An 18,697-nucleotide genomic window follows, 5' to 3' on the forward strand; every position below is an offset into this window, starting at 1 on the left:
GGCGGCATCGTGGACCCACCGGCCACAACCGCATCGGCGGCGGGCTGGGGAGAACGTTCCGCCGAAACGGGTGCCGGCTGCCCTGCGGGGGTGGCGGGCGGCGGCTCGCTGCCCGGCGCCCCAGGTCGGGTCGCAGCAGCCGAAGGTGCCAGGGCCGGCATGCCGTCCGAAGGGAAGGAGGGGGTGGGTCGCGCCGAAGCAGCCGTCACAGCCGAGGCCTCGTTGACTGGGGGCTGCCCGGCCAGAGCCTCCGGGACCGCCGAGGCCGGGCTCGGACCGGGAGCCGTGGGCTCGGTACCGGAAGGCTCCCCCAGCCGGGTCGGCATGCTCCCGGCGAAGGCCGTCAGCGACGGTGAGGGCCGTTCCTCCGGAGGCGGCTTCAGTCCGGCGCCGGGGGGCGGGCCCGACAGTGGCGTCGGCGCGGATCCGAGGATCGGGGTCGAGGGCGCCATGGACACGGGTCCGAGGGGCGGGGTCGATGACGGCATGGGCACGGAACCGAGAGTCGGGATCGACGGCGGCGGAGGCATCGCCGGGCCTGCGGGAGCTGGAGCCGGGGTGCCCTCGACGGCGGGCCGGGCCCCCGGGGCGGGAGTCGGCGGCGGCTGGAACCCCGCGGTGGCGGTCGCAACCGGCAGGGGCCGGTGCCCGTCCGCGGCAGCCGCACCCTGGGCGGCGCGTGAGGGTGCCCCGGTCGTGGGCGGTTCTCCGGGAGGAGGGGCCGACGCGGTTGAGCCGGACCCGGCCTCCTCCGGGGTCGGCCGGGGCGAGGAGCCGACGGGGAGAGCCGTGGAGGGGGTCTGCCCGTACCCGAGGCCGAAGGAAGAGCCCGGGGCGTCCGGTGAGAGGGCCGGACCGCACCCTGCACCGGGTGGCGTGCCCGGGGGCCAGGCCGGCATCCCCGATGGCGCGGCGGGCACCGGCAGCGGCGCAGCCGCAGCAAGGGGGAACCGTGACGGATCGGCCTGCATCGACAGCGGCAGCGCGGGAGCGGGCGACGAACCCGATGAGGAGGGCGGATCAGTGGGGATCGGCGACGGAGGGACCAACTCGGCCGGAGCCGGCAGGGAGTGTGGCGCATCTTCCGGCGCCGAGGTGGGCGGCACGGAAGCAGCCGACGGACCGGCGGGGGCCGGAGAAGGGTCCGGCGGCCGAGGAACGGAGTCAGCCGAAGCGACCGGTGACCGCGGCGGATCGGCGTGCGGCGCAGAGGCCGTCGTAGGGAGCGGCGAACCCAGCCGATCAGAAGTCACCGGCGGCGGAGGGGCCGGGGCAGACGGCAAGTCCGGTGACACCAGCGGATCAGCGTGCATCGGCGCTGGCGGCGCTGGGTCAGTCCGAGCCACCGGGGGCCGTAGCGGAGGGGGTGGGGTGGCTGCGGCCCGAGGTTGTGGGGACCCCAACGGGGGCGGGGGCTGCGGTGGTGCGGTCGGAGTCGGCGGTGGTTGTGGGGAGTTTGCAGGTGGCTGCGCGGAAGCGGGCGGCAGGAAGGTGGGGCCCGAGGGGGTGAGCAGCGGGGCCGTCGGCGCCGTGGGCGGGGCCGGGGGAAGGCCGGAGCCCGAAGCTGCGGACGACGGCACCGGGGACGGGGCCGACGCGAGGACGGAGTCCAAGGCGCCGGGCGGCGGGACCGGGAACGGGGCCGACGGACGGGTGGGAGCCGAGGCGCCGGGCAGCAGCGTGGTGGGGGTCGCCGCCGGAAGGGTGGGGTCCAACGCTGCGGGCGACAGGACCGGGGACACCGCGGCAGCGGCCGACGGGTGGGACGGGCCCACAGTGCCGGGTGGCGGCACCGTGGAGGCCTCTGCCGTGAGGGCGGGGTCCAAGGCGCCGGGCTGCGGGACCGTGAGAGAGCTGGGACCCGTGGCTCCGGGCAGCGGCACCGTGGACGGGGCCGGCGGAAGGGCGGGATCCCCCACTGTGGATGGCAGCACCCTGGGCGGGACCGGGGACTCCGTGGCAGCGGCCGACGGAAGGCTGGGACCTGCGGCGGCGAACGGCATCACCGTCGGCGTCGACAGCGAACGGGTCGGGTCCCCCGCCACGGACGGCGGCACCGTGGGCGGGACCGGGGACTCCGTGGCAGCGGCCGACGGGAGGGTGGGGTCCGCGGCACCGGACGGCAGCAACGTCAGGGGCGACGGCGGAAGGGCTGGCTCCCCCGCCACGGACGGCAGCACCCTGGGCGGGACCGGAGACACCGTGGCGGCCGACGACGGGAGGGTGGGGTCCGCAGTGTCGGGGCGCAGCACCGTGGCGGCGGCCGGCGGGTGGGGCGGGACCGAGGTGGTGGGCGGGAGCGAGGGGTTGGGGGGCGGGGCGGTGGGGGGCGGGAAGGGGGATGTGGGGTGGAGGGGGTCGGGCATGGGGGTCCTTAGCGGCGGGTGGCGGCGGGGATGGCGTCGGCGAGGCGGTCGAGGACGGCCGCGGCCTGTTCGTCGGTCAGGGTGAGGGGAGGGAGGAGGCGGACGACGCTGGAGTGGCGGCCACCGAGTTCGACGATCAGGCCGCGGTCCAGGCAGGCCTGGCGGACGGCCACGGCGAGGTCGGGCGAGGCTTCCCCGGTGTCGGGGTCGGCCAGTTCGACGCCGATCATCAGCCCGCGGCCCCGTACGTCCGCCACGCACGGGTTCGCCGGGATCAAGCCTCGCAGGGCGGCGAGCATGCGCGCGCCCAGGATCCGCGCGCGCTCCGCGAGACCGTTCTCCCGGACGTAGGCCAGCGTCGCGGTGCCCGCCGCCATGGCGAGCTGGTTGCCGCGGAAGGTGCCGGCGTGGGCGCCGGGTGCCCACTGGTCCAACTCCGCCCGGTACACGATCACCGCGAGCGGCAGGCTGCCCCCGATGGCTTTCGAGAGCACCATCACGTCGGGGACGACCCCCGCGTGGTCGACCCCCCAGAAGGCCCCGGTGCGGCCGACCCCGGTCTGGACCTCGTCGGCGATCAGCGGGATCCCCCGCTCCGCCGTGATCTCCCGCATGCTGCGCAGCCAGGCGTCGGGGGCGGGGTGGACCCCGCCCTCTCCCTGGACGGGTTCGACGATCATCCCGGCTGGCGCGGGCACCCCGCTCTTCGGGTCGTCCAGCAGGTTCCGCGTCCAACGGGCCGACAGCTCCGCCCCCTCGGCCCCGCCGACTCCGAACGGGCAGCGGCGGTCCTGCGGATACGGCAGCCGGGTCACCTGTACGTCCGGGGCCCCGCCGGAGGCGGCCAGCGCCCCCGCCGTCATGCCGTGGTAGGCCCCCGTGAAGGCGAGCAGCCCCGACCGGCCGGTCGCGGTGCGGACGAGGGTGAGGGCGGCCTCCACCGCGTCCGTCCCGGCCGGGCCGCAGAACTGGATGCGGGCGTCCGCGGCCAGCTCCGCCGGGAGGTTGGCGAAGAGTTCGGTGGTGAAGGCGTCCTTGACCGGAGTCGCGAGATCCAGCACGTGCAGCGGGGCCCCCGAGTCGAGGACCCCGCGGATGGCTTCGAGCACCACCGGGTGGTTGTGGCCCAGGGCGAGGGTTCCGGCGCCGGAGAGGCAGTCGAGGTAGCGGCGCCCGTCCGCCCCCTCGATGGTCAACCCCCGTGCGCGCACGGGCACGATGGGCAGGGAGCGCGCGTACGTCCTTGCCGCGGACTCCCGTTGGGCTTGCCTGCGCAGGATCCCCTCCGCCGCACCCGCCCCCGGACCCGCATCCCCACCCGGCCCCGGACCTGCGCCCGACCCCGGACCCGCGAAGTGCCTAACCTCCGCAACCCGGTTCGCCTGCGCCGGGACCTGCTCTCCAGCCGTGGCCTGCTCGCCCGTCCAAGCCGTCAAAGGCACGAGTGTCGCTCCTCCCGCACGGTTGCCCTTCCGGGGTGCGCTTCGAACACCCACGCTGCTCCCCCATCCCCCGTACGTACCAACGACGGTGGCGGCGACGGATCACGGGTGGGCCCAAGATCCTTGCCCGCCCCGGGATCCTCGTCCGGCCCGGTTCCCTCCCGGTTCCCTCCCCGATCCCGCCCGGTTCCCTCCCCGATCCCGCCCGGATCCCGCCCGGATCCCTTTCCGGCCCGGGGGAACCGGTGCCCCGGGCTGTGCCGTCCCCCACGGCAGCGGCATAGTGGGGTGCTGCAACCCAGGCGCCCGCCTATCCAGGCACCGTCCCGAACCAAGAACCATCCAGGGGGATTCACGACATGCGACCGATCCGACCGGTCACCGCGATCCTGTGCTCGGCCGCGCTCGCGCTGACCGCCGCGGCGTGCGGGCCCGGCGACGGTGAGACCGACGCCAAGCCGACCGTTGCAGTGAGCCTGCCCACCAGCCTGGACGGGGTGAAGATCCCGGACGGGCTCAGGGACAAGCTCAAGGAGCACGGCATCGACCTGGAGAAGTGGAAGGGGGGTGAGTGGAAGAACTGGAAGAAGGAGGACTGGCTCCGCGAGGCGGGCGACTACATCAACCCGATCATCGAGGACCTCTGGGACCCGGACCGGATGCGCGACGCCGCCAAGACGCCGCAGCCCCCCGCCGTCGACCCCGATGCGGGCAAGGACCAGGGCGTCACCGACCCGACCCCGGCTCCGGTGACCGCCAAGGCCGCGACCCCGCCCTACCACCAGAGCGTCCCCGCCTCCGGCAAGGTCTTCTTCGACGGCCCCGAGGGATCGATGGTCTGCTCGGCGACCGTGGTCAAGGACCCGGCGCACCCCGGCAAGTCCAACATGGTCTGGACGGCCGGCCACTGCGTGCACGCGGGCAAGTCCGGCGGCTGGTACCGCAACATCGCCTTCGTCCCGTCGTACAACAACAGCGGCAAGGCCGCGGCCGCGCTCAAGGGTGCGCCCCGCGAGGAAGTGGCCCCGTACGGCGTGTGGTGGAGCGACTGGGCGCAGACCTCCGACCAGTGGATCGCGACCGGCGGTCCGACCGGCGGCGCGGGTGCCCCGTACGACTTCGCGGTGCTGCACGTGACCCCGGAGAAGGGTGGCGGCAAGTCGCTGGAGGAGACGGTCGGTACGGCGCTCCCGGTGGAGTTCAACGCCGCGGCCGCGCCCAAGATCGCGAAGATGACGGCCACCGGTTACCCGGCGGCGGCTCCGTTCGACGGCCAGAAGACCTTCCAGTGCACCGACAAGCCGGGCCGGCTGTCGCTGAACGCGACCGACCCCACCATGTACCGCATCGGCTGCACGATGACCGGTGGTTCCTCGGGCGGCGGCTGGGTCGCGGCGGGTGCCGACGGCAAGCCCGCGCTGGTGTCGAACACCTCCATCGGTCCCGCCAAGGCGGGCTGGCTGGCCGGGCCCCGGCTGGGTCCGGAGGCGAAGGGCGTCTTCGACGCGGTGAGCGGCAAGTTCAAGTAGCCACACCCACGCACCACGTGACGCACGACCGCACGACCGCACGACCGCATGACCGTATGACTGCATGACCGCACGACCATGTGATCGCACGACCGCGTGACCACACGACCGAGGGCCCCCGCACCAGTGCGGGGGCCCTCGGTCGTGCACGGCGTGGCCCGGGGGCCGCCGCGTCAGTGCTTCGCGAGCACGTACGGAGCGAACTCCGACGCCAGTTCCGCGTGCACCCGCGCCTTGAGCAGGGTGCCCTCCGCCGTGTGCTCCTCGGAGATCACCTCGCCCTCGGCGTGTGCCCGGGCGACCAGGCCGCCGCGCGTGTACGGGACCACGGCCTCGATCTCGATCGCCGGCCGCGGCAGCTCGGCGTCGATGAGCGCGAGGAGTTCCTCCATGCCCTGACCCGTGCGCGCCGAGACGGCGATGGAGCGCTTCTCGATCCGCAGCAGGCGCTGGAGCACCAGCGGGTCGGCCGCGTCCGCCTTGTTGATCACCACGATCTCGGGCACCTTGACGGCGCCGACCTCGCGGATGACCTCGCGGACCGCCGCCAGCTGCTCCTCCGGCGCCGGGTGCGAGCCGTCCACGATGTGCAGGATGAGGTCGGAGTCGCCGACCTCCTCCATCGTGGAGCGGAACGCCTCGACGAGGTGGTGCGGCAGGTGCCGGACGAAGCCGACCGTGTCGGCCAGGGTGTACACCCGGCCGGACGGGGTCTCGGCCCGGCGCACGGTCGGGTCGAGGGTGGCGAACAGTGCGTTCTCCACCAGGACGCCCGCGCCCGTGAGGCGGTTGAGCAGCGAGGACTTGCCGGCGTTGGTGTATCCGGCGATGGCGACCGAGGGCACCTTGTTGCGGCGCCGTTCCTGCCGCTTGATGTCGCGGCCGGTCTTCATCTCCGCGATCTCCCGGCGCATCTTCGCCATCTTCTCGCGGATCCGGCGCCGGTCGGTCTCGATCTTGGTCTCACCGGGGCCGCGGGTGGCCATGCCGCCACCGCCGCCGCCACCCATCTGCCGGGACAGCGAGGCACCCCAGCCGCGCAGTCGCGGCAGCATGTACTGCATCTGCGCGAGTGCGACCTGCGCCTTGCCCTCTCGGGACTTGGCGTGCTGGGCGAAGATGTCGAGGATGAGCGCGGTCCGGTCGACCACCTTCACCTTGACGACGTCTTCGAGGGCGATGAGCTGGCCGGGGCTGAGCTCACCGTCGCAGACGACGGTGTCGGCGCCGCTCTCCATCACGATGTCGCGCAGCTCGCGCGCCTTGCCGGAACCGATGAAGGTGGCCGGGTCGGGCTTGTCGCGGCGCTGGATGACGCCGTCGAGTACGAGCGCGCCCGCCGTCTCGGCGAGGGCGGCGAGCTCCGCGAGGGAGTTGTCCGCGTCCTGCACCGTGCCGGAGGTCCATACGCCGACGAGGACGACCCGCTCCAGGCGGAGCTGGCGGTACTCGACCTCGGTGACGTCCTCGAGCTCGGTGGAGAGGCCGGCCACGCGGCGCAGGGCCGCGCGCTCGGAGCGCTCGTACTGGGCGCCGTCCCTGTCTCCGTCGATCTCGTGGCTCCAGGCGACGTCCTCTTCCATCAGGGCGTCGGCCCGAAGGCTCTCGGTGAAGCTCTGCGGATCCGGCGCACCCTGTGCGTCGTCCCGCGCGTCCTGGGAAGGGGAAGAAGAGGAGGTCATTGGATCCTTACGTCGTTTTCGAATGCGTCCGCGTCAGGCGAAGCGGAGCCAAGGCCAAAGCTACTCCCGCGCGTGACATAACACTGTCACGTCCAACGTGTGACACTCCCCGGAGATTCCCCCGGCGAGACGCCGGAGACCCCCGGAGCACCCCGCGGAACGGCCTCGTCGATGGTGGCATGCCCGTTCCGTACGCGTCACACGCTTTTCGGGGCGCTCCACTCCGGGTGCCCCGGCATCGCCGGCGTCTTCTTCCCGTACAGCCACGGCTCCAGGAACGCCGCCAGGTCCCGGCCCGCCTCCTGCGAGGCCAGCCGTACGAAGTCCTCCGTGCCCGCGACCCCGTCCCGGTGCTCACCCACCCAGCGCCGCTCCACCCGGTCGAAGGCCTTGACCCCGATCTCCTGCCGCAGCGCGTACAGGATCAGCGCGGCCCCGTCGTAGACCGCCGGCCGGAACAGCCCGATCTTCTCGCCCGGGGCGGCCGGCTTGGGCGCGGCCGGGGGGCCGCCGGCCGCCCGCCACTGGTCGGAGCGCTGGTACGCCTCGCGCATCCGCCGCTCCAGGGAGTACTTGCCGAGGCCGTCCGCGTACAGGGCTTCGTACCAGGTGGCGTGGCCCTCGTTGAGCCACAGGTCGGACCAGGTGCGCGGGCTCACGCTGTCGCCGAACCACTGGTGGGCCAGCTCGTGGACCATCACGGACTCGACGTACCACTCGGGGTATCCGCCGCCGCCCGCGAACAGTGCGCTCTCGAACAGCGACAGGGTCTGCGTCTCCAGCTCGAAGCCGGTACGGGCCTTCGCGATCAGCACGCCGTAGTTCTCGAAGGGGTAGCGGCCGACCCGTTCCTCCATCCACCGGATGTGCCCGGCGGTCTTCTTCAGCCAGGGCTCCAGCCGTTCCCGGTCCGCCGCCGGGACCACGTCGCGCAGCGGCAGTCCGTGCGGTCCCGTGCGGTGGATCACGGCCGAGTCGCCGATCGAGACCTGGGCGAGCTCGGTGGCCATCGGATGCAGCGTCCGGTACGTCCACGTGGTCGCGGCGCCCGCCCGGAGCGCCGGCAGCGCGCCCGGCACCCCGTTGGCCACGGCCGTCTTTCCGGCCGGCGCGCTCACCCGGAAGGTGAAGTACGCCTTGTCGGCGGGGTGGTCGTTGCACGGGAAGACCCGGTGAGCGGCGTCGGCCTGGTTCGCCATGGCCAGCCCGTCGTCGGTCACCACCCAGCCGCCGTCGCCGCGGCCGCGCGGGTCGCTCGTGTGCCGGACGGTGATGTGGAGGGGAAGGTCCGGCTCCACCGGCCGGGCGGGGGTCAGCACGAGGTCCTCGCCGACGCTCGCGAAGCCTGCCGGTTCCCCGTTGACCTCGGCGGAGGCCACTTTCCCGTGGGTGAAGTCGAGGTTGACGGTTTCGAGCCGGGTGAGGCTGCGCGCGTCGATGACGGTGACCGCGTCGAGGGGGCTGCTGTTGTCCTTGTACGCGAAGGACAGGTCGTACGAGAGCACGTCGTATCCGGGGTTCCCCAGCTCGGGGAAGAGCGCGTCGCCGATGCCGAGCGCCTTGGGCGGGGGCACGACGGCGGCGACGAGGGTGAGGGAGGCCGCGGCCAGCAGGGCGGCGCGCAGGCGCGGGGAGGTGAGCTGCATCCCCCACCGCTTACCAGCGCCCGCCACGCGCCCGCCAACGGCGCGCGACGGTTCCACCCGAAAGGGGTCGGACGGGCGGGACCGCCTACGCCCGGCTGACGTCGTAGACCCCCGGCACGTCCCGCATGGCCCGCATCAGCGCCGGGAGTCCCGTCGCGTCGGGGAGCTGCAGGGTGTAGCTGTGCCGGACCCGCTGTTCGACCGGCGGCTCCACGGTCGCGGAGACCACCTCGACCCCCTCGCGGGCGATGGCCTCGGTCAGATCCGCCAGCAGGTGGGGGCGGCCGAACGATTCGGCGAGCAGGGTGACCCGGCAGTCCGCGGTCGCCCGCCAGTGCACGGCGACGGGGGTCCGCCCCACCGCCCGCATCTGGGCCACGGTCGCGCAGTGGACCCGGTGCACGGTGACGGCCCCGCCGCGTACGACGAACCCCTCGACGGCGTCCGGCGGGACCGGCGTGCAGCACCCCGCGAGCCGCACGGTGGCGTCGGGCAGGTCGGCGACGGCGTTGCCCCCGCCGCTGCGGAGCCCGATCACCGAGAGCGGCGGCCGTGGTGCGGCGTCGGCGGGCCGTGCCCCGTCGGGGTGGGACTCCAGCCAGCTGCTGACGGCGATCCGGGCGGCCGGGGTCTTGGCGTGGTCCAGCCAGTCGGCGGTGGGCCCCGAGGCGTCGTGCGCGAGCAGGAGCTGGACGGTGTCCCCGTCCGAGAGCCGGGAGGACAGGGAGGTCAGGCGCCCGTTGACCCGGGCGCCGATACAGCCGTGGGCCGCCTCGCCGTACTGCGCGTAGGCGGCGTCGATACAGCTGGCGCCGGCCGGGAGGCCCAGGGTGCCCCCGTCGGCGCGGAACACGGTGATCTCCCGGTCCTGGGCCAGCTCCGAGCGCAGGACGTCCCAGAAGGTGTCGGGGTCGGGCGCCGACTGCTGCCAGTCGAGCAGCCGCGAGAGCCAGCCGGGCCGGGTCGGGTCGACCCGCTCCTCCTCGCAGTCGGCCGCCGCGCTCGGGTCGGCGGACTCGGCCTGCTGCGGGGAGGTGTACGGATTGCCGAGCGCGACCACGCCCGCCTCGGCGACCCGGTGCATCTGCCGGGTCCGGACGATGACCTCGGCGACGTACCCCTCGGGCGTGGCGAAGGCGGTGTGCAGGGACTGGTAGAGGTTGAACTTCGGGGAGGCGATGAAGTCCTTGAACTCGGAGATGACCGGGGTGAAGCAGGTGTGCAGCTCCCCCAGCACGGCATAGCAGTCCGCGTTCTCCCCCACGAGGACCAGCAGGCGGCCGAAGTCGGAGCCGCGCAGCTCCCCGCGCTTGAGGGAGATCCGGTGCACGGAGACGAAGTGCCGGGGCCGCACGACCACCTCGGCGGCGATGCCCGCCTCGCGCAGGACGGCCCGTACCGAGTCGGCGATGCCGGGCAGCGGGTCGCGCTCTCCCGCGTGGGCCGCGATGAGGGCGCGGGTGTGCTCGTACTCCTCGGGGTGCAGGATCGCGAAGACGAGGTCCTCCAGCTCCGTCTTCAGGGCCTGCACGCCGAGCCGTTCGGCGAGCGGGATGAGCACGTCGCGGGTGACCTTGGCGATGCGTGCCTGTTTCTCGGGCCGCATCACCCCGAGGGTGCGCATGTTGTGCAGCCGGTCGGCGAGTTTGATGGACATCACGCGGACGTCGTTGCCGGTGGCGACGAGCATCTTGCGGAAGGTCTCGGGCTCGGCTGCGGCGCCGTAGTCGATCTTCTCGACCTTGGTGACCCCGTCGACGATGAAGCAGACCTCGTCGCCGAACTCCTCGCGGACCTGATCGAGGGTCACGTCGGTGTCCTCGACGGTGTCGTGGAGGAGCGAGGCCGTCAGGGTCGTGGTTTCGGCGCCCAGTTCGGCCAGGATGAGCGTCACGGCGAGCGGATGTGTGATGTACGGCTCACCGCTCTTGCGCATCTGGCCGCGGTGCGAGGTCTCTGCGAGCAGGTACGCGCGGCGCAGGAGCGACAGGTCCGCGTCGGGGTGATGGGCGCGGTGCGCCTCGGCGACATGGCCGATGGCGTCCGGCAGCCGGTCCCGGGGCGTGGGACCGAGCAGCGCAGCGCGTCCGAGTCGTCGCAGGTCAAGCCTGGTCCGGCCGCGTCTGCGAAGTTCGGGGAGCGCTTCGGGACGTGCTTCGGGGTTCGTGGCCTCTGCACTCATGGGCACCTCCGACGGCTTCGACCGGCGGTGGTGGGCATGGGGTGCGCCCGCAGGGCCGGTGCCTGATGCTACCGACCCCACCACGTGGCGCAGTCCACCTCTCGCTCAGCGTGAAACGGATCACCCATTAGAGGGAAGCTTCAGGCGAAAGCCGTTTCGGTGAGCCAGGCGGGATCGAACTCGCCCTCGGCCACGATCACGGCGGGTCCGGTCATCTCGATCCGCCCGTCGGGGTGCTCGGTGATGACCAGGGTGCCGCCGGGCAGATCGACGGTGTACGTGGCGGGCGCGCCGGTGGCGGCCGGGTCGGCGCCGTCGCGGCGGATGGCGGCCACGGCGACCGCGCAGGCGCCGGTGCCGCAGGAGCGGGTCTCGCCGGAGCCGCGCTCGTGGACGCGCATGGCGACGTGGCGGGGGCCGCGGTCGACGACGAACTCGACGTTGACGCCCGTCGGGTAGGCGGACGCGGGGCTGTACGGGGGCGGGTCGAACAGCTTCCCGGCGTCGTCCAGGCTGTCGACGAAGGCCACCGCGTGCGGGTTGCCCATGTTGACGTTGCGCGCGGGCCAGGAGCGGTCGCCGACGGAGACGGTGACCTCGCCCTCGGGCAGCTCGGCGCGGCCCATGGAGACGGTCACGTCACCGGTCTTGTCGAGGTGCACCCGCTTGACTCCGCCGCGCGTGGCGACGGCCAGGTCGCCCGGCTCCACGTGCCCGGCGTGCTGGAGGTATCGGGCGAAGACGCGGACGCCGTTGCCGCACATCTCGGCGATGGAGCCGTCGCTGTTGCGGTAGTCCATGAACCACTCGGCCTCGTCGGCCAGGTGCGCCGCCTCGGGGTGCGCGGCGGAGCGCACGACGTGCAGCACGCCGTCGGCGCCGATCCCGGCCCGCCGGTCGCACAGCCGCGCGACGGCGGAGGCGGGCAGCTCGATGGCGTTGTCCGGGTCCGGGACGATCACGAAGTCGTTCTCGGTGCCGTGGCCCTTGAGGAAGGAGAGGCTGGTCTGCGTCACCCGCCCATGGTACCGAGCCCACACAGGACGGAGCCGAGCCGCCCGCCCGCCGAGACGGGCCGGCGCGACAGGGCGCCGCGCTAGCGGAGCCGGGCCACCCGGTACACCGCGAGCGCCACGACACCCAGCGCGACCAGCGCGTACAGCAGGGCGAGGCGCCAGTCGGGCCGCTGCCCCGAGCCGCGGGCCGGGAGCCCCGGCAGGGCGTAGCCCACGCGGCGCGCGGCCATCATGCCCCAGCCGCCCGCGCAGCAGCTGATGAGGAATCCGAGCATAGCGACGACCGCTCCGCCGTCGCCGAACTCGAAGGCGAGCGGGAAGGCGAACATCAGGGATCCGGCCGCGGCCAGCATGACGATGGGGGCGATCTGCCACAGCCTCAGCCTGCGCTGCGGGCGCAGTTCCACCTCGAACGCGGGAGCGGCGGCGGCCTCCGCCTCGGCGGAGTCCGGCGCGTCCGGGCCGTCGGGGGTCAGCCGGGCGGGATCCGCGGGCAGTCCCAGTCCGAGGCCGCCGTCGGCGTCCGCGGGCAGTGCGAGGGCGTCGGCGTCCGCCGGCGCTCCGTCGATCACGCCGTCGCCGTCGGCGAGGGCACTGTGAAGCATCGGGTCCGTTTCCCGTCGGGTGTCGTCCCGACCGGTGTCACGAGGGCCGGCCTCCATCGCCACGCGCCCTCCCCACTTGGACTTCGTACGCCGCCGTTCACCGCCGGTGACGGCACCGGCGGAAGTTTGATGATGGCACGCCGTCAGGCCCCGGACGGGCGTGCGGGGCGTCCCGATGCCATCACGTGATCAGGCTGTGACCGCTCGTTCGACCAACGACTGCGCGAGTCCGGCGAGTTCCGCGCGGTCCTCGGCGGCCCCGCTGAGCCAGTGCACCCTCGGGTCGCGGCGGAACCAGGAGTCCTGTCGGCGGGCGAAGCGCTTGGTGGCGCGGACCGTTTCGGTGCGCGCTTCCTCTTCGGTGCACTCCCCGGCGAGGGCGGCCAGTACCTGCTGGTAGCCGAGCGCCCTGGAGGCGGTGATTCCGCCCCGCAGGCCCGCGGCCTCCAGCGTGCGGACCTCGTCCACCAGCCCGGCCTCCCACATCCGGTCCACGCGCAGCGCGATCCGCTCGTCGAGCTCGGGCCGGGCCACGTCCACGCCGATCTGGACCGTGTCGTAGACGGACTCGTGGCCGGGCAGGTTGGCGGTGAACGGCCGCCCGGTGATCTCGATGACCTCCAGCGCGCGCACGATCCGGCGGCCGTTGCTGGGCAGGATGGCCTGCGCGGCGGCCGGGTCGGCGGCGGCGAGCCGGGCGTGCAGGGCGCCGGGGCCGCGCAGGGTGACCTCGGCCTCCAGCCGGGCCCGGACCTCGGGGTCGGTGCCGGGGAACTCCATGGCGTCGAGCGCGCCGCGCACGTAGAGGCCGGAACCGCCGACGAGGACCGGCGTACGGCCCTGCGCGAGCAGCTTGTCGATCTCGGCGCGGGCCAGGCGCTGATACTCGGCGACGCTCGCCGTCTCGGTGACGTCCCAGATGTCGAGGAGGTGGTGCGGGACCCCTCCGCGCTCCTCGGTCGTCAGTTTGGCGGTACCGATGTCCATCCCCCGGTACAGCTGCATCGAGTCGGCGTTGACGACTTCGCCGTCGAAATGACGGGCCAGGGCTACGCCCAGATCGGACTTTCCGGCCGCGGTGGGTCCTACGACGGCGATGACCCGCGGGGCGGGGGCTGCTTTCCTCACCGCACCAGTCTCGCAGCCCCTCGTCAAGGCGCTGCCATGTACCCGATCGAGCTACGTGACGGGACCGGGCCGGGGTCGTTGCCTTGGCGGGGTTCCGGCCGGGCGCGCGCCTGCCGTGCGGCGGCCCGTCCACGGCGGAACTTCACTCACACGAGTAACGTTATAGGAGTAGACATGGGCATTTTGGACCGGCTTCTCGGCCGCAAGACCCAGGCGACGACCGAAGAGGCCGTTTCCGCGGATCTGACGGTGGAGTCCGCGACGGCCGACGAGGCCGGGACCGAGCAGGCTGTGGCGGAGGAGAGCCCGGCGGTGGAAGCCGTCGAGATCCCGAAGCAGCAGTCGGCGGAGGCCACCGCGGACAGCGAGGCCGCAGAGAGTGCCCGTACGTAGCCTCGCTATTGGAAGGTGACCCATGGGCCTGCTGGACAATCTGAAGGCCAAGCTCGCGCCCGCCAAGGACAAGGTCGGCGACCTCGCTGCACAGCACGAGGGCAAGATCACCCAGAATCTGGAGAAGGTGGCCAAGGCCGTCGACTCCAAGACCAAGGGCAAGTACAGCGGCCAGATCTCTAGCGGCGCGGACAAGGCGAAGGACGCCCTGGGAAAGATCGCGCACAAGGACGCTCCCGGCGGGCCGACGCCGCCGGCCGCTTCCTGACGCGGTCCCGGAATGGCGGAAGGGGCGCGGCACCACTCGGTGCCGCGCCCCTTCTCCGTTTCCCCGGCCCGCCGCCTGCTGCTACGACCAGGCGGCGACGAAGTACCCGACCCCGTACGGGGCGTCCTCGTACAGCAGCCGTCCCTCGAGCCCCGCGCCCTCGGCGGCGCCGGCGAGCACCTGCCAGGGGGCCCGTCCGGCGGCCTGGAGTTCGGCGGCGAGTTCCGCGTCGAGGGCGGCGAGGGCGGGCAGGTCGGCGGCTCCGAGCGCGCGGGCGGCCTCGGCGTCGAAGGCGGCGGCGCGTTCGTCTAGGTAGCCGGGGGCCTTGAGGGACCTGCAGGCGCTGCCGTCGCCCATGACGAGCAGGGCGACCCGGTCCTCGCGCGCGGCGAGCTCGCGGCCGGCCTGCAGGCACGCCTCGGTGTCCAGCGGGCCCGCGACCCCGAAGCCCTCCAGGGGCGCGGCGCCCCAGCCGGCCCGGTCGAGCAGCCAGGCGCCGACGGCGAGCGGGGTGGGCAGCAGCCGCGGCCCCTCCTCGCCCTCGCCGAGCCGTACGTCGGCCCCGGCGCCGAATCCGCGGAAGGTGCCGCGGGCGCCCTGGGGGTAGGCGCCGTGGTGGTCGGGGTCGCCGGCTCCGACGACGACGAGCAGATCGGGCCGGGAGGCGGCGAGCACGGACAGCGCGTCGGAACACGCGGTCCGGGCGTCACCGAGTTCGGCGGCGGCTCCCGTGGCGAGCTCCGGCAGGAGCATCGGCGGGGCGGGGCAGACGGCGGCGGCTACGAGCATGATCCGCAGCGTAGCCGTAGCCGACCGCCCCGGGAGGCGGGAACGGGAGCGTCAGGAAGACGCGGGTGCCGCGCAGCCCGACGACGCCACCGGCAGGGATGCCGGGACGCCCAGGGTGGGAATCCCCAGCAGGACGCCCTTCGGCTGCGCCGGAGCCGCGTTGCGCTTCTCCCAGGCATCGCCCGCACGCGTGCGGCGTACCGCCCCGGTCGGCCCCTCGGCCAGGAGGTGGTGGGGGGCCGCGTAGGTGATCTCGACCGTCACCACGTCACCCGGGCGGACCTCTTCGTCCGGCTTGGTGAAGTGGACCAGCCGGTTGTCGGGGGCCCGCCCGGACAGCCGGTGCGTGGCGCCGTCCTTGCGGCCCTCGCCCTCGGCGACCATGACCTCCAGGGTCCGGCCGACCTGCTTCTTGTTCTCGTCCCAGGAGATCTCCTCCTGGAGGGCGACCAGGCGCATGTACCGCTCCTGGACGACCTCCTTGGGGATCTGCCCCTCCATGTCGGCGGCCGGGGTCCCGGGGCGCTTGGAGTACTGGAAGGTGAAGGCGTTCGCGAAGCGCGCCTCGCGCACCGCGTGCATGGTCTGCTGGAAGTCCTCCTCCGTCTCACCGGGGAAGCCCACGATGATGTCGGTGGAGATCGCGGCGTGCGGGATGGAGGCGCGGACCTTCTCGATGATGCCGAGGAAGCGCTCCTGGCGGTACGAGCGGCGCATCGCCTTCAGGATCGTGTCCGATCCGGACTGCATCGGCATGTGCAGCTGCGGCATGACGTTGGGGGTCTCGGCCATCGCCGCGATCACGTCGTCGGTGAAGTCGCGCGGGTGCGGGGAGGTGAAGCGGACCCGCTCCAGGCCCTCGATCGCGCCGCAGGCGCGCAGCAGCTTGGAGAAGGCCTCGCGGTCGCCCAGGTCGGAGCCGTAGGCGTTGACGTTCTGGCCGAGCAGGGTGATCTCGGAGACGCCCTCGGCGACGAGTGCCTCGACCTCGGCGAGGATGTCGCCGGGACGGCGGTCCTCCTCCTTGCCGCGCAGCGCCGGGACGATGCAGAAGGTGCAGGTGTTGTTGCAGCCGACGGAGATCGAGACCCAGGCGGCGTACGCGGACTCGCGCCGGGTCGGGAGCGTGGAGGGGAAGGCCTCCAGCGATTCGGCGATCTCGATCTGCGCCTCTTCCTGGATGCGCGCGCGCTCCAGCAGGACGGGCAGCTTGCCGATGTTGTGCGTGCCGAAGACCACATCGACCCAGGGGGCGCGGGCCACGATCGTGTCGCGGTCCTTCTGGGCGAGGCAGCCGCCGACGGCGATCTGCATGCCGGGGCGCTTGGTCTTCATCGGCGCGAGCCGGCCGAGGTTGCCGTAGAGCTTGTTGTCGGCGTTCTCGCGGACGGCACAGGTGTTGAACACGACGACGTCCGCGTCGCCGTCGGAGCCCTGGGGCGCGCGGACGTACCCGGCGTCCTCCAGCAGGCCGGACAGCCGCTCGGAGTCGTGCACGTTCATCTGACAGCCGTACGTCCGGACCTCGTACGTTTTCACAACAGTCGCCTCGCCGCTCTCGGTACTCACTCAGCAAGGGTAAGGGTCGGGCGTGGCGGCCCGGGCCGGGTGCGGGCCGGAGCGGGCCCGCAGCGGCGGGCGGGCCGTGACAGGACGGCTGGTCGGTGGCAGGATCGCGGCCATGCCTCTCGTACCGCCCCGGATCAGCAGGCGCCGTGCCCTGCAGGCCCTGGTGGCCGTACTGGCGGTGCTCTGCGCCCTCGTCTGGTGGCTGCGGCCCTTCGGCCGGCCGGAGCTCACGGGTGGGATCACCCTCAGCACCGGCGTCCAGAACGGGGTCTATCACCTCTACGGCCAGCTGCTGGAGAAGGCGCTCGCCGAGGACGTGCCCGGGCTGCGGGTCCGGCTGGAGACCAGCGAGGGCTCGCAGCAGAACCTGCAGCGGGTGGCCGCGGGCGAGGCCGACTTCACGGTGGCGACGGCCGACGCGGTGGCCAAGTACCAGGTCGACCGGAAGCCCGGAGCGGAGCGGCTGCGCGGCCTGGCCCGCCTCTACGACGACTACGTCCAGCTCGTGGTGCCCGCCGGTTCGCCCGTCCAGTCCACCCGGGACCTGCGGGGCAAGCGGGTCGCCGTCGGCCAGGACGGCTCGGGGGTGCGGCTGATCTCGGAGCGGATGCTCACGGCGGCGGGGCTGGACCCGGTGCGCGACATCACACCCGTGGCCATCGGCATCGGCACCGTGCCGACGGAGCTGGAGGCCGGCCGGATCGACGCCTTCTTCTGGTCGGGCGGCCTGCCCACCAACGCCGTGAAGGAGCTGTCGGAGCGGTTCGAGATCCGGCTCGTGCAGCTCGGCGACCTGGTGGAGGCGCTCCAGGCCAGCGGCAGCCCCGCGCGGTACTACCGGGCTGCGGTGATGCCCCAGGACGCCTACGACCGCGCCCGCAGCAATTCGGCGGTGTCCACCGTCGCGGTGCCGAACCTGCTGGTGACCCGGGAGGACGCGGGCGCCGAGCTGACGGAGCAGTTCACGCGCACGGTGATCGACAGCCGCGACCGCATCGGGAGGCAGGTGCACGCCGCCCAGCTCGTGGACCTGCGGACGGCGATCTACACGGACCCCCTGCAACTGCACGAGGGCGCGGCCCGCTACTACCGGTCCGTCAAGCCCTGACCCACCGGCTCCACGGCCTCAGGACCGCAGCAGCATCGTCGCCGCGGCGGCGGCCCCGATCAGGCCCGCGTGGGTGCCCAGCATCGCCGGGACGACCTGGAGGTCCTTGACGAAGGACAGGGTCGCGTACGAGGCCAGGTGCGCGCGGACCGGCCCGAAGAGGGTGTCCCCGCAGGCGGCGACGCCGCCTCCGATGACGGCGATGTCGGTCTCGACGAGGGTGGCGGTGGCCGCGATGGCGGCGGCCAGCGCCCGGCCCGCGCGGTCGAAGGCGGCCAGGGCGACGGCATCGCCCGCGGCAGCGGCGGCGGCCACCCCGGCCGCGGTGGCGTCCCCGGCCGGGACCCAGCCCTGGGCCAGGGCCCAGGCCGCGATGGCGGTGCCGGAGGCGAGGGACTCCACGCAGCCGCGGCCTCCGCAGGCGCAGGGCTCCCCGTCGAAGGCGACGCTGATGTGGCCGATGTGACCCGCGTTCCCGGTGGGGCCGGGGTGCAGCTGGTTGTTCAGGACGAGTCCGCCGCCGACGCCGGTGGAGACCACCATGCAGAGCGCGTTGGCGTGCCCGCGGGCGGCGCCCAGCCAGTGCTCGGCGGCGGTCATCGCCACCCCGTCGCCGGCCAGCACCGTGGGGATCCGTGCCCCGTGCCGCGCGAGCTCGGCCTCCACCCGGGCCTGGACGGGGAAGTCCCGCCAGGCGCCGATGTTGACCGGGCTGACCGTGCCGCGCGCGGTGTCCACCGGTCCCGCGCTGCCGATCCCGCACCGGACGGCCGATGACCACAGCGGGGACTGCGCCAGCTCGGCGACGACCTCCGCGACGGCGGCGAACACGGTGTCCCCGTCGGCGCCGCGCGGGGTGGGCCGGCGGGTGGTGGCCGTCATCGCCCCGTCGGAGTCCACCAGCGCTCCGGCGACCTTCGTACCGCCGATGTCGATCGCGACCGTCGGGCCGGAGTCGGCCGGCCCACCGGCGC

General features: G+C 73.6%; 14 protein-coding genes. 4 read left to right on the plus strand and 10 right to left on the minus strand.

Annotated elements, in window-relative coordinates; all coding sequences use genetic code 11:
• Positions 1-2,374 precede the first annotated feature (2,374 nt).
• Entirely contained in the window at positions 2,375-3,646 is a 1,272-nt protein-coding gene (locus OG898_RS02735) for a diaminobutyrate--2-oxoglutarate transaminase family protein (RefSeq protein WP_266960042.1), read from the minus strand.
• Positions 3,647-4,167: 521 nt separating this feature from the next.
• On the opposite strand from OG898_RS02735, the gene OG898_RS02740 reads away from it, so the two are divergent.
• A complete protein-coding gene (locus tag OG898_RS02740) occupies positions 4,168-5,337 on the plus strand; it encodes a hypothetical protein (protein ID WP_250748814.1) in 1,170 nt (389 codons plus the stop codon).
• Between the two features lie 173 nt (positions 5,338-5,510).
• Here the strand turns inward: OG898_RS02740 and hflX are convergent, their stop codons facing one another.
• From hflX to miaA, 6 genes are all read right to left on the minus strand, one after another.
• Entirely contained in the window at positions 5,511-7,019 is a 1,509-nt protein-coding gene (gene hflX, locus OG898_RS02745; protein WP_250748811.1) for a GTPase HflX, read from the minus strand.
• Positions 7,020-7,216: 197 nt separating this feature from the next.
• The gene (locus OG898_RS02750; RefSeq protein ID WP_250748808.1) at positions 7,217-8,665 is read right to left on the minus strand and encodes a M1 family metallopeptidase; all 1,449 of its coding nucleotides are present in this window, start codon (positions 8,663-8,665) and stop codon (positions 7,217-7,219) included.
• 85 nt (positions 8,666-8,750) lie between these two features.
• Positions 8,751-10,847 carry a bifunctional (p)ppGpp synthetase/guanosine-3',5'-bis(diphosphate) 3'-pyrophosphohydrolase gene (locus OG898_RS02755; RefSeq protein WP_266954787.1) on the minus strand — a complete coding sequence of 699 codons (2,097 nt, stop codon included), beginning with the start codon at positions 10,845-10,847 and terminating at the stop codon, positions 8,751-8,753.
• Positions 10,848-10,987: 140 nt separating this feature from the next.
• Positions 10,988-11,863, minus strand: coding sequence for a diaminopimelate epimerase (dapF, locus tag OG898_RS02760; protein WP_266954788.1), 876 nt, complete (start codon positions 11,861-11,863; stop codon positions 10,988-10,990).
• 80 nt (positions 11,864-11,943) lie between these two features.
• Positions 11,944-12,468, minus strand: a complete 525-nt coding sequence (locus OG898_RS02765; RefSeq protein WP_250754552.1) for a hypothetical protein — start codon at positions 12,466-12,468, stop codon at positions 11,944-11,946.
• 189 nt (positions 12,469-12,657) lie between these two features.
• Positions 12,658-13,596 carry a tRNA (adenosine(37)-N6)-dimethylallyltransferase MiaA gene (gene miaA, locus OG898_RS02770; RefSeq protein WP_250754550.1) on the minus strand — a complete coding sequence of 313 codons (939 nt, stop codon included), beginning with the start codon at positions 13,594-13,596 and terminating at the stop codon, positions 12,658-12,660.
• Between the two features lie 174 nt (positions 13,597-13,770).
• Between miaA and OG898_RS02775 the strand changes: the two genes are divergently transcribed.
• A complete protein-coding gene (locus OG898_RS02775; RefSeq protein WP_266954791.1) occupies positions 13,771-13,989 on the plus strand; it encodes a gliding motility protein in 219 nt (72 codons plus the stop codon).
• Between the two features lie 22 nt (positions 13,990-14,011).
• Positions 14,012-14,257 (plus strand): antitoxin, encoded by a 246-nt coding sequence (locus OG898_RS02780; protein WP_266881466.1) that lies wholly within the window; start codon positions 14,012-14,014, stop codon positions 14,255-14,257.
• 81 nt (positions 14,258-14,338) lie between these two features.
• Here OG898_RS02780 and OG898_RS02785 read toward each other — a convergent pair whose 3' ends face one another.
• Positions 14,339-15,046: a hypothetical protein gene (locus OG898_RS02785; protein ID WP_250754544.1), complete on the minus strand. Its 708-nt coding sequence runs from the start codon at positions 15,044-15,046 to the stop codon at positions 14,339-14,341.
• Positions 15,047-15,097: 51 nt separating this feature from the next.
• Entirely contained in the window at positions 15,098-16,615 is a 1,518-nt protein-coding gene (gene miaB / locus OG898_RS02790; protein WP_266954793.1) for a tRNA (N6-isopentenyl adenosine(37)-C2)-methylthiotransferase MiaB, read from the minus strand.
• A gap of 112 nt (positions 16,616-16,727) precedes the next feature.
• Here miaB and OG898_RS02795 point away from each other — a divergent pair, with 112 nt between their 5' ends.
• Complete coding sequence (locus OG898_RS02795) at positions 16,728-17,723, plus strand: TAXI family TRAP transporter solute-binding subunit (protein ID WP_250754542.1); 996 nt, start codon at positions 16,728-16,730, stop codon at positions 17,721-17,723.
• Between the two features lie 18 nt (positions 17,724-17,741).
• On the opposite strand, the gene OG898_RS02800 is transcribed toward OG898_RS02795, so the two are convergent.
• The gene (locus OG898_RS02800) at positions 17,742-18,659 is read right to left on the minus strand and encodes an ROK family protein (RefSeq protein WP_266960044.1); all 918 of its coding nucleotides are present in this window, start codon (positions 18,657-18,659) and stop codon (positions 17,742-17,744) included.
• Between the last annotated feature and the right edge of the window lie 38 nt (positions 18,660-18,697).

Source organism: Streptomyces sp. NBC_00193, from assembly GCF_026342735.1.
Classification (GTDB): domain Bacteria; phylum Actinomycetota; class Actinomycetes; order Streptomycetales; family Streptomycetaceae; genus Streptomyces; species Streptomyces stoeckheimensis.

Coding starts and splice junctions, on each gene's coding strand:
- OG898_RS02765 (WP_250754552.1), bottom strand. CDS start 12,468: ATGCTTCACAGTGCCCTCGCCGACGGCGACGGCGTGATCGACGGAGCG.
- OG898_RS02740 (WP_250748814.1), top strand. CDS start 4,168: ATGCGACCGATCCGACCGGTCACCGCGATCCTGTGCTCGGCCGCGCTC.
- OG898_RS02780 (WP_266881466.1), top strand. CDS start 14,012: ATGGGCCTGCTGGACAATCTGAAGGCCAAGCTCGCGCCCGCCAAGGAC.
- hflX (WP_250748811.1), bottom strand. CDS start 7,019: ATGACCTCCTCTTCTTCCCCTTCCCAGGACGCGCGGGACGACGCACAG.
- OG898_RS02795 (WP_250754542.1), top strand. CDS start 16,728: ATGCCTCTCGTACCGCCCCGGATCAGCAGGCGCCGTGCCCTGCAGGCC.
- OG898_RS02750 (WP_250748808.1), bottom strand. CDS start 8,665: ATGCAGCTCACCTCCCCGCGCCTGCGCGCCGCCCTGCTGGCCGCGGCC.
- OG898_RS02755 (WP_266954787.1), bottom strand. CDS start 10,847: ATGAGTGCAGAGGCCACGAACCCCGAAGCACGTCCCGAAGCGCTCCCC.
- OG898_RS02775 (WP_266954791.1), top strand. CDS start 13,771: ATGGGCATTTTGGACCGGCTTCTCGGCCGCAAGACCCAGGCGACGACC.
- OG898_RS02785 (WP_250754544.1), bottom strand. CDS start 15,046: ATGCTCGTAGCCGCCGCCGTCTGCCCCGCCCCGCCGATGCTCCTGCCG.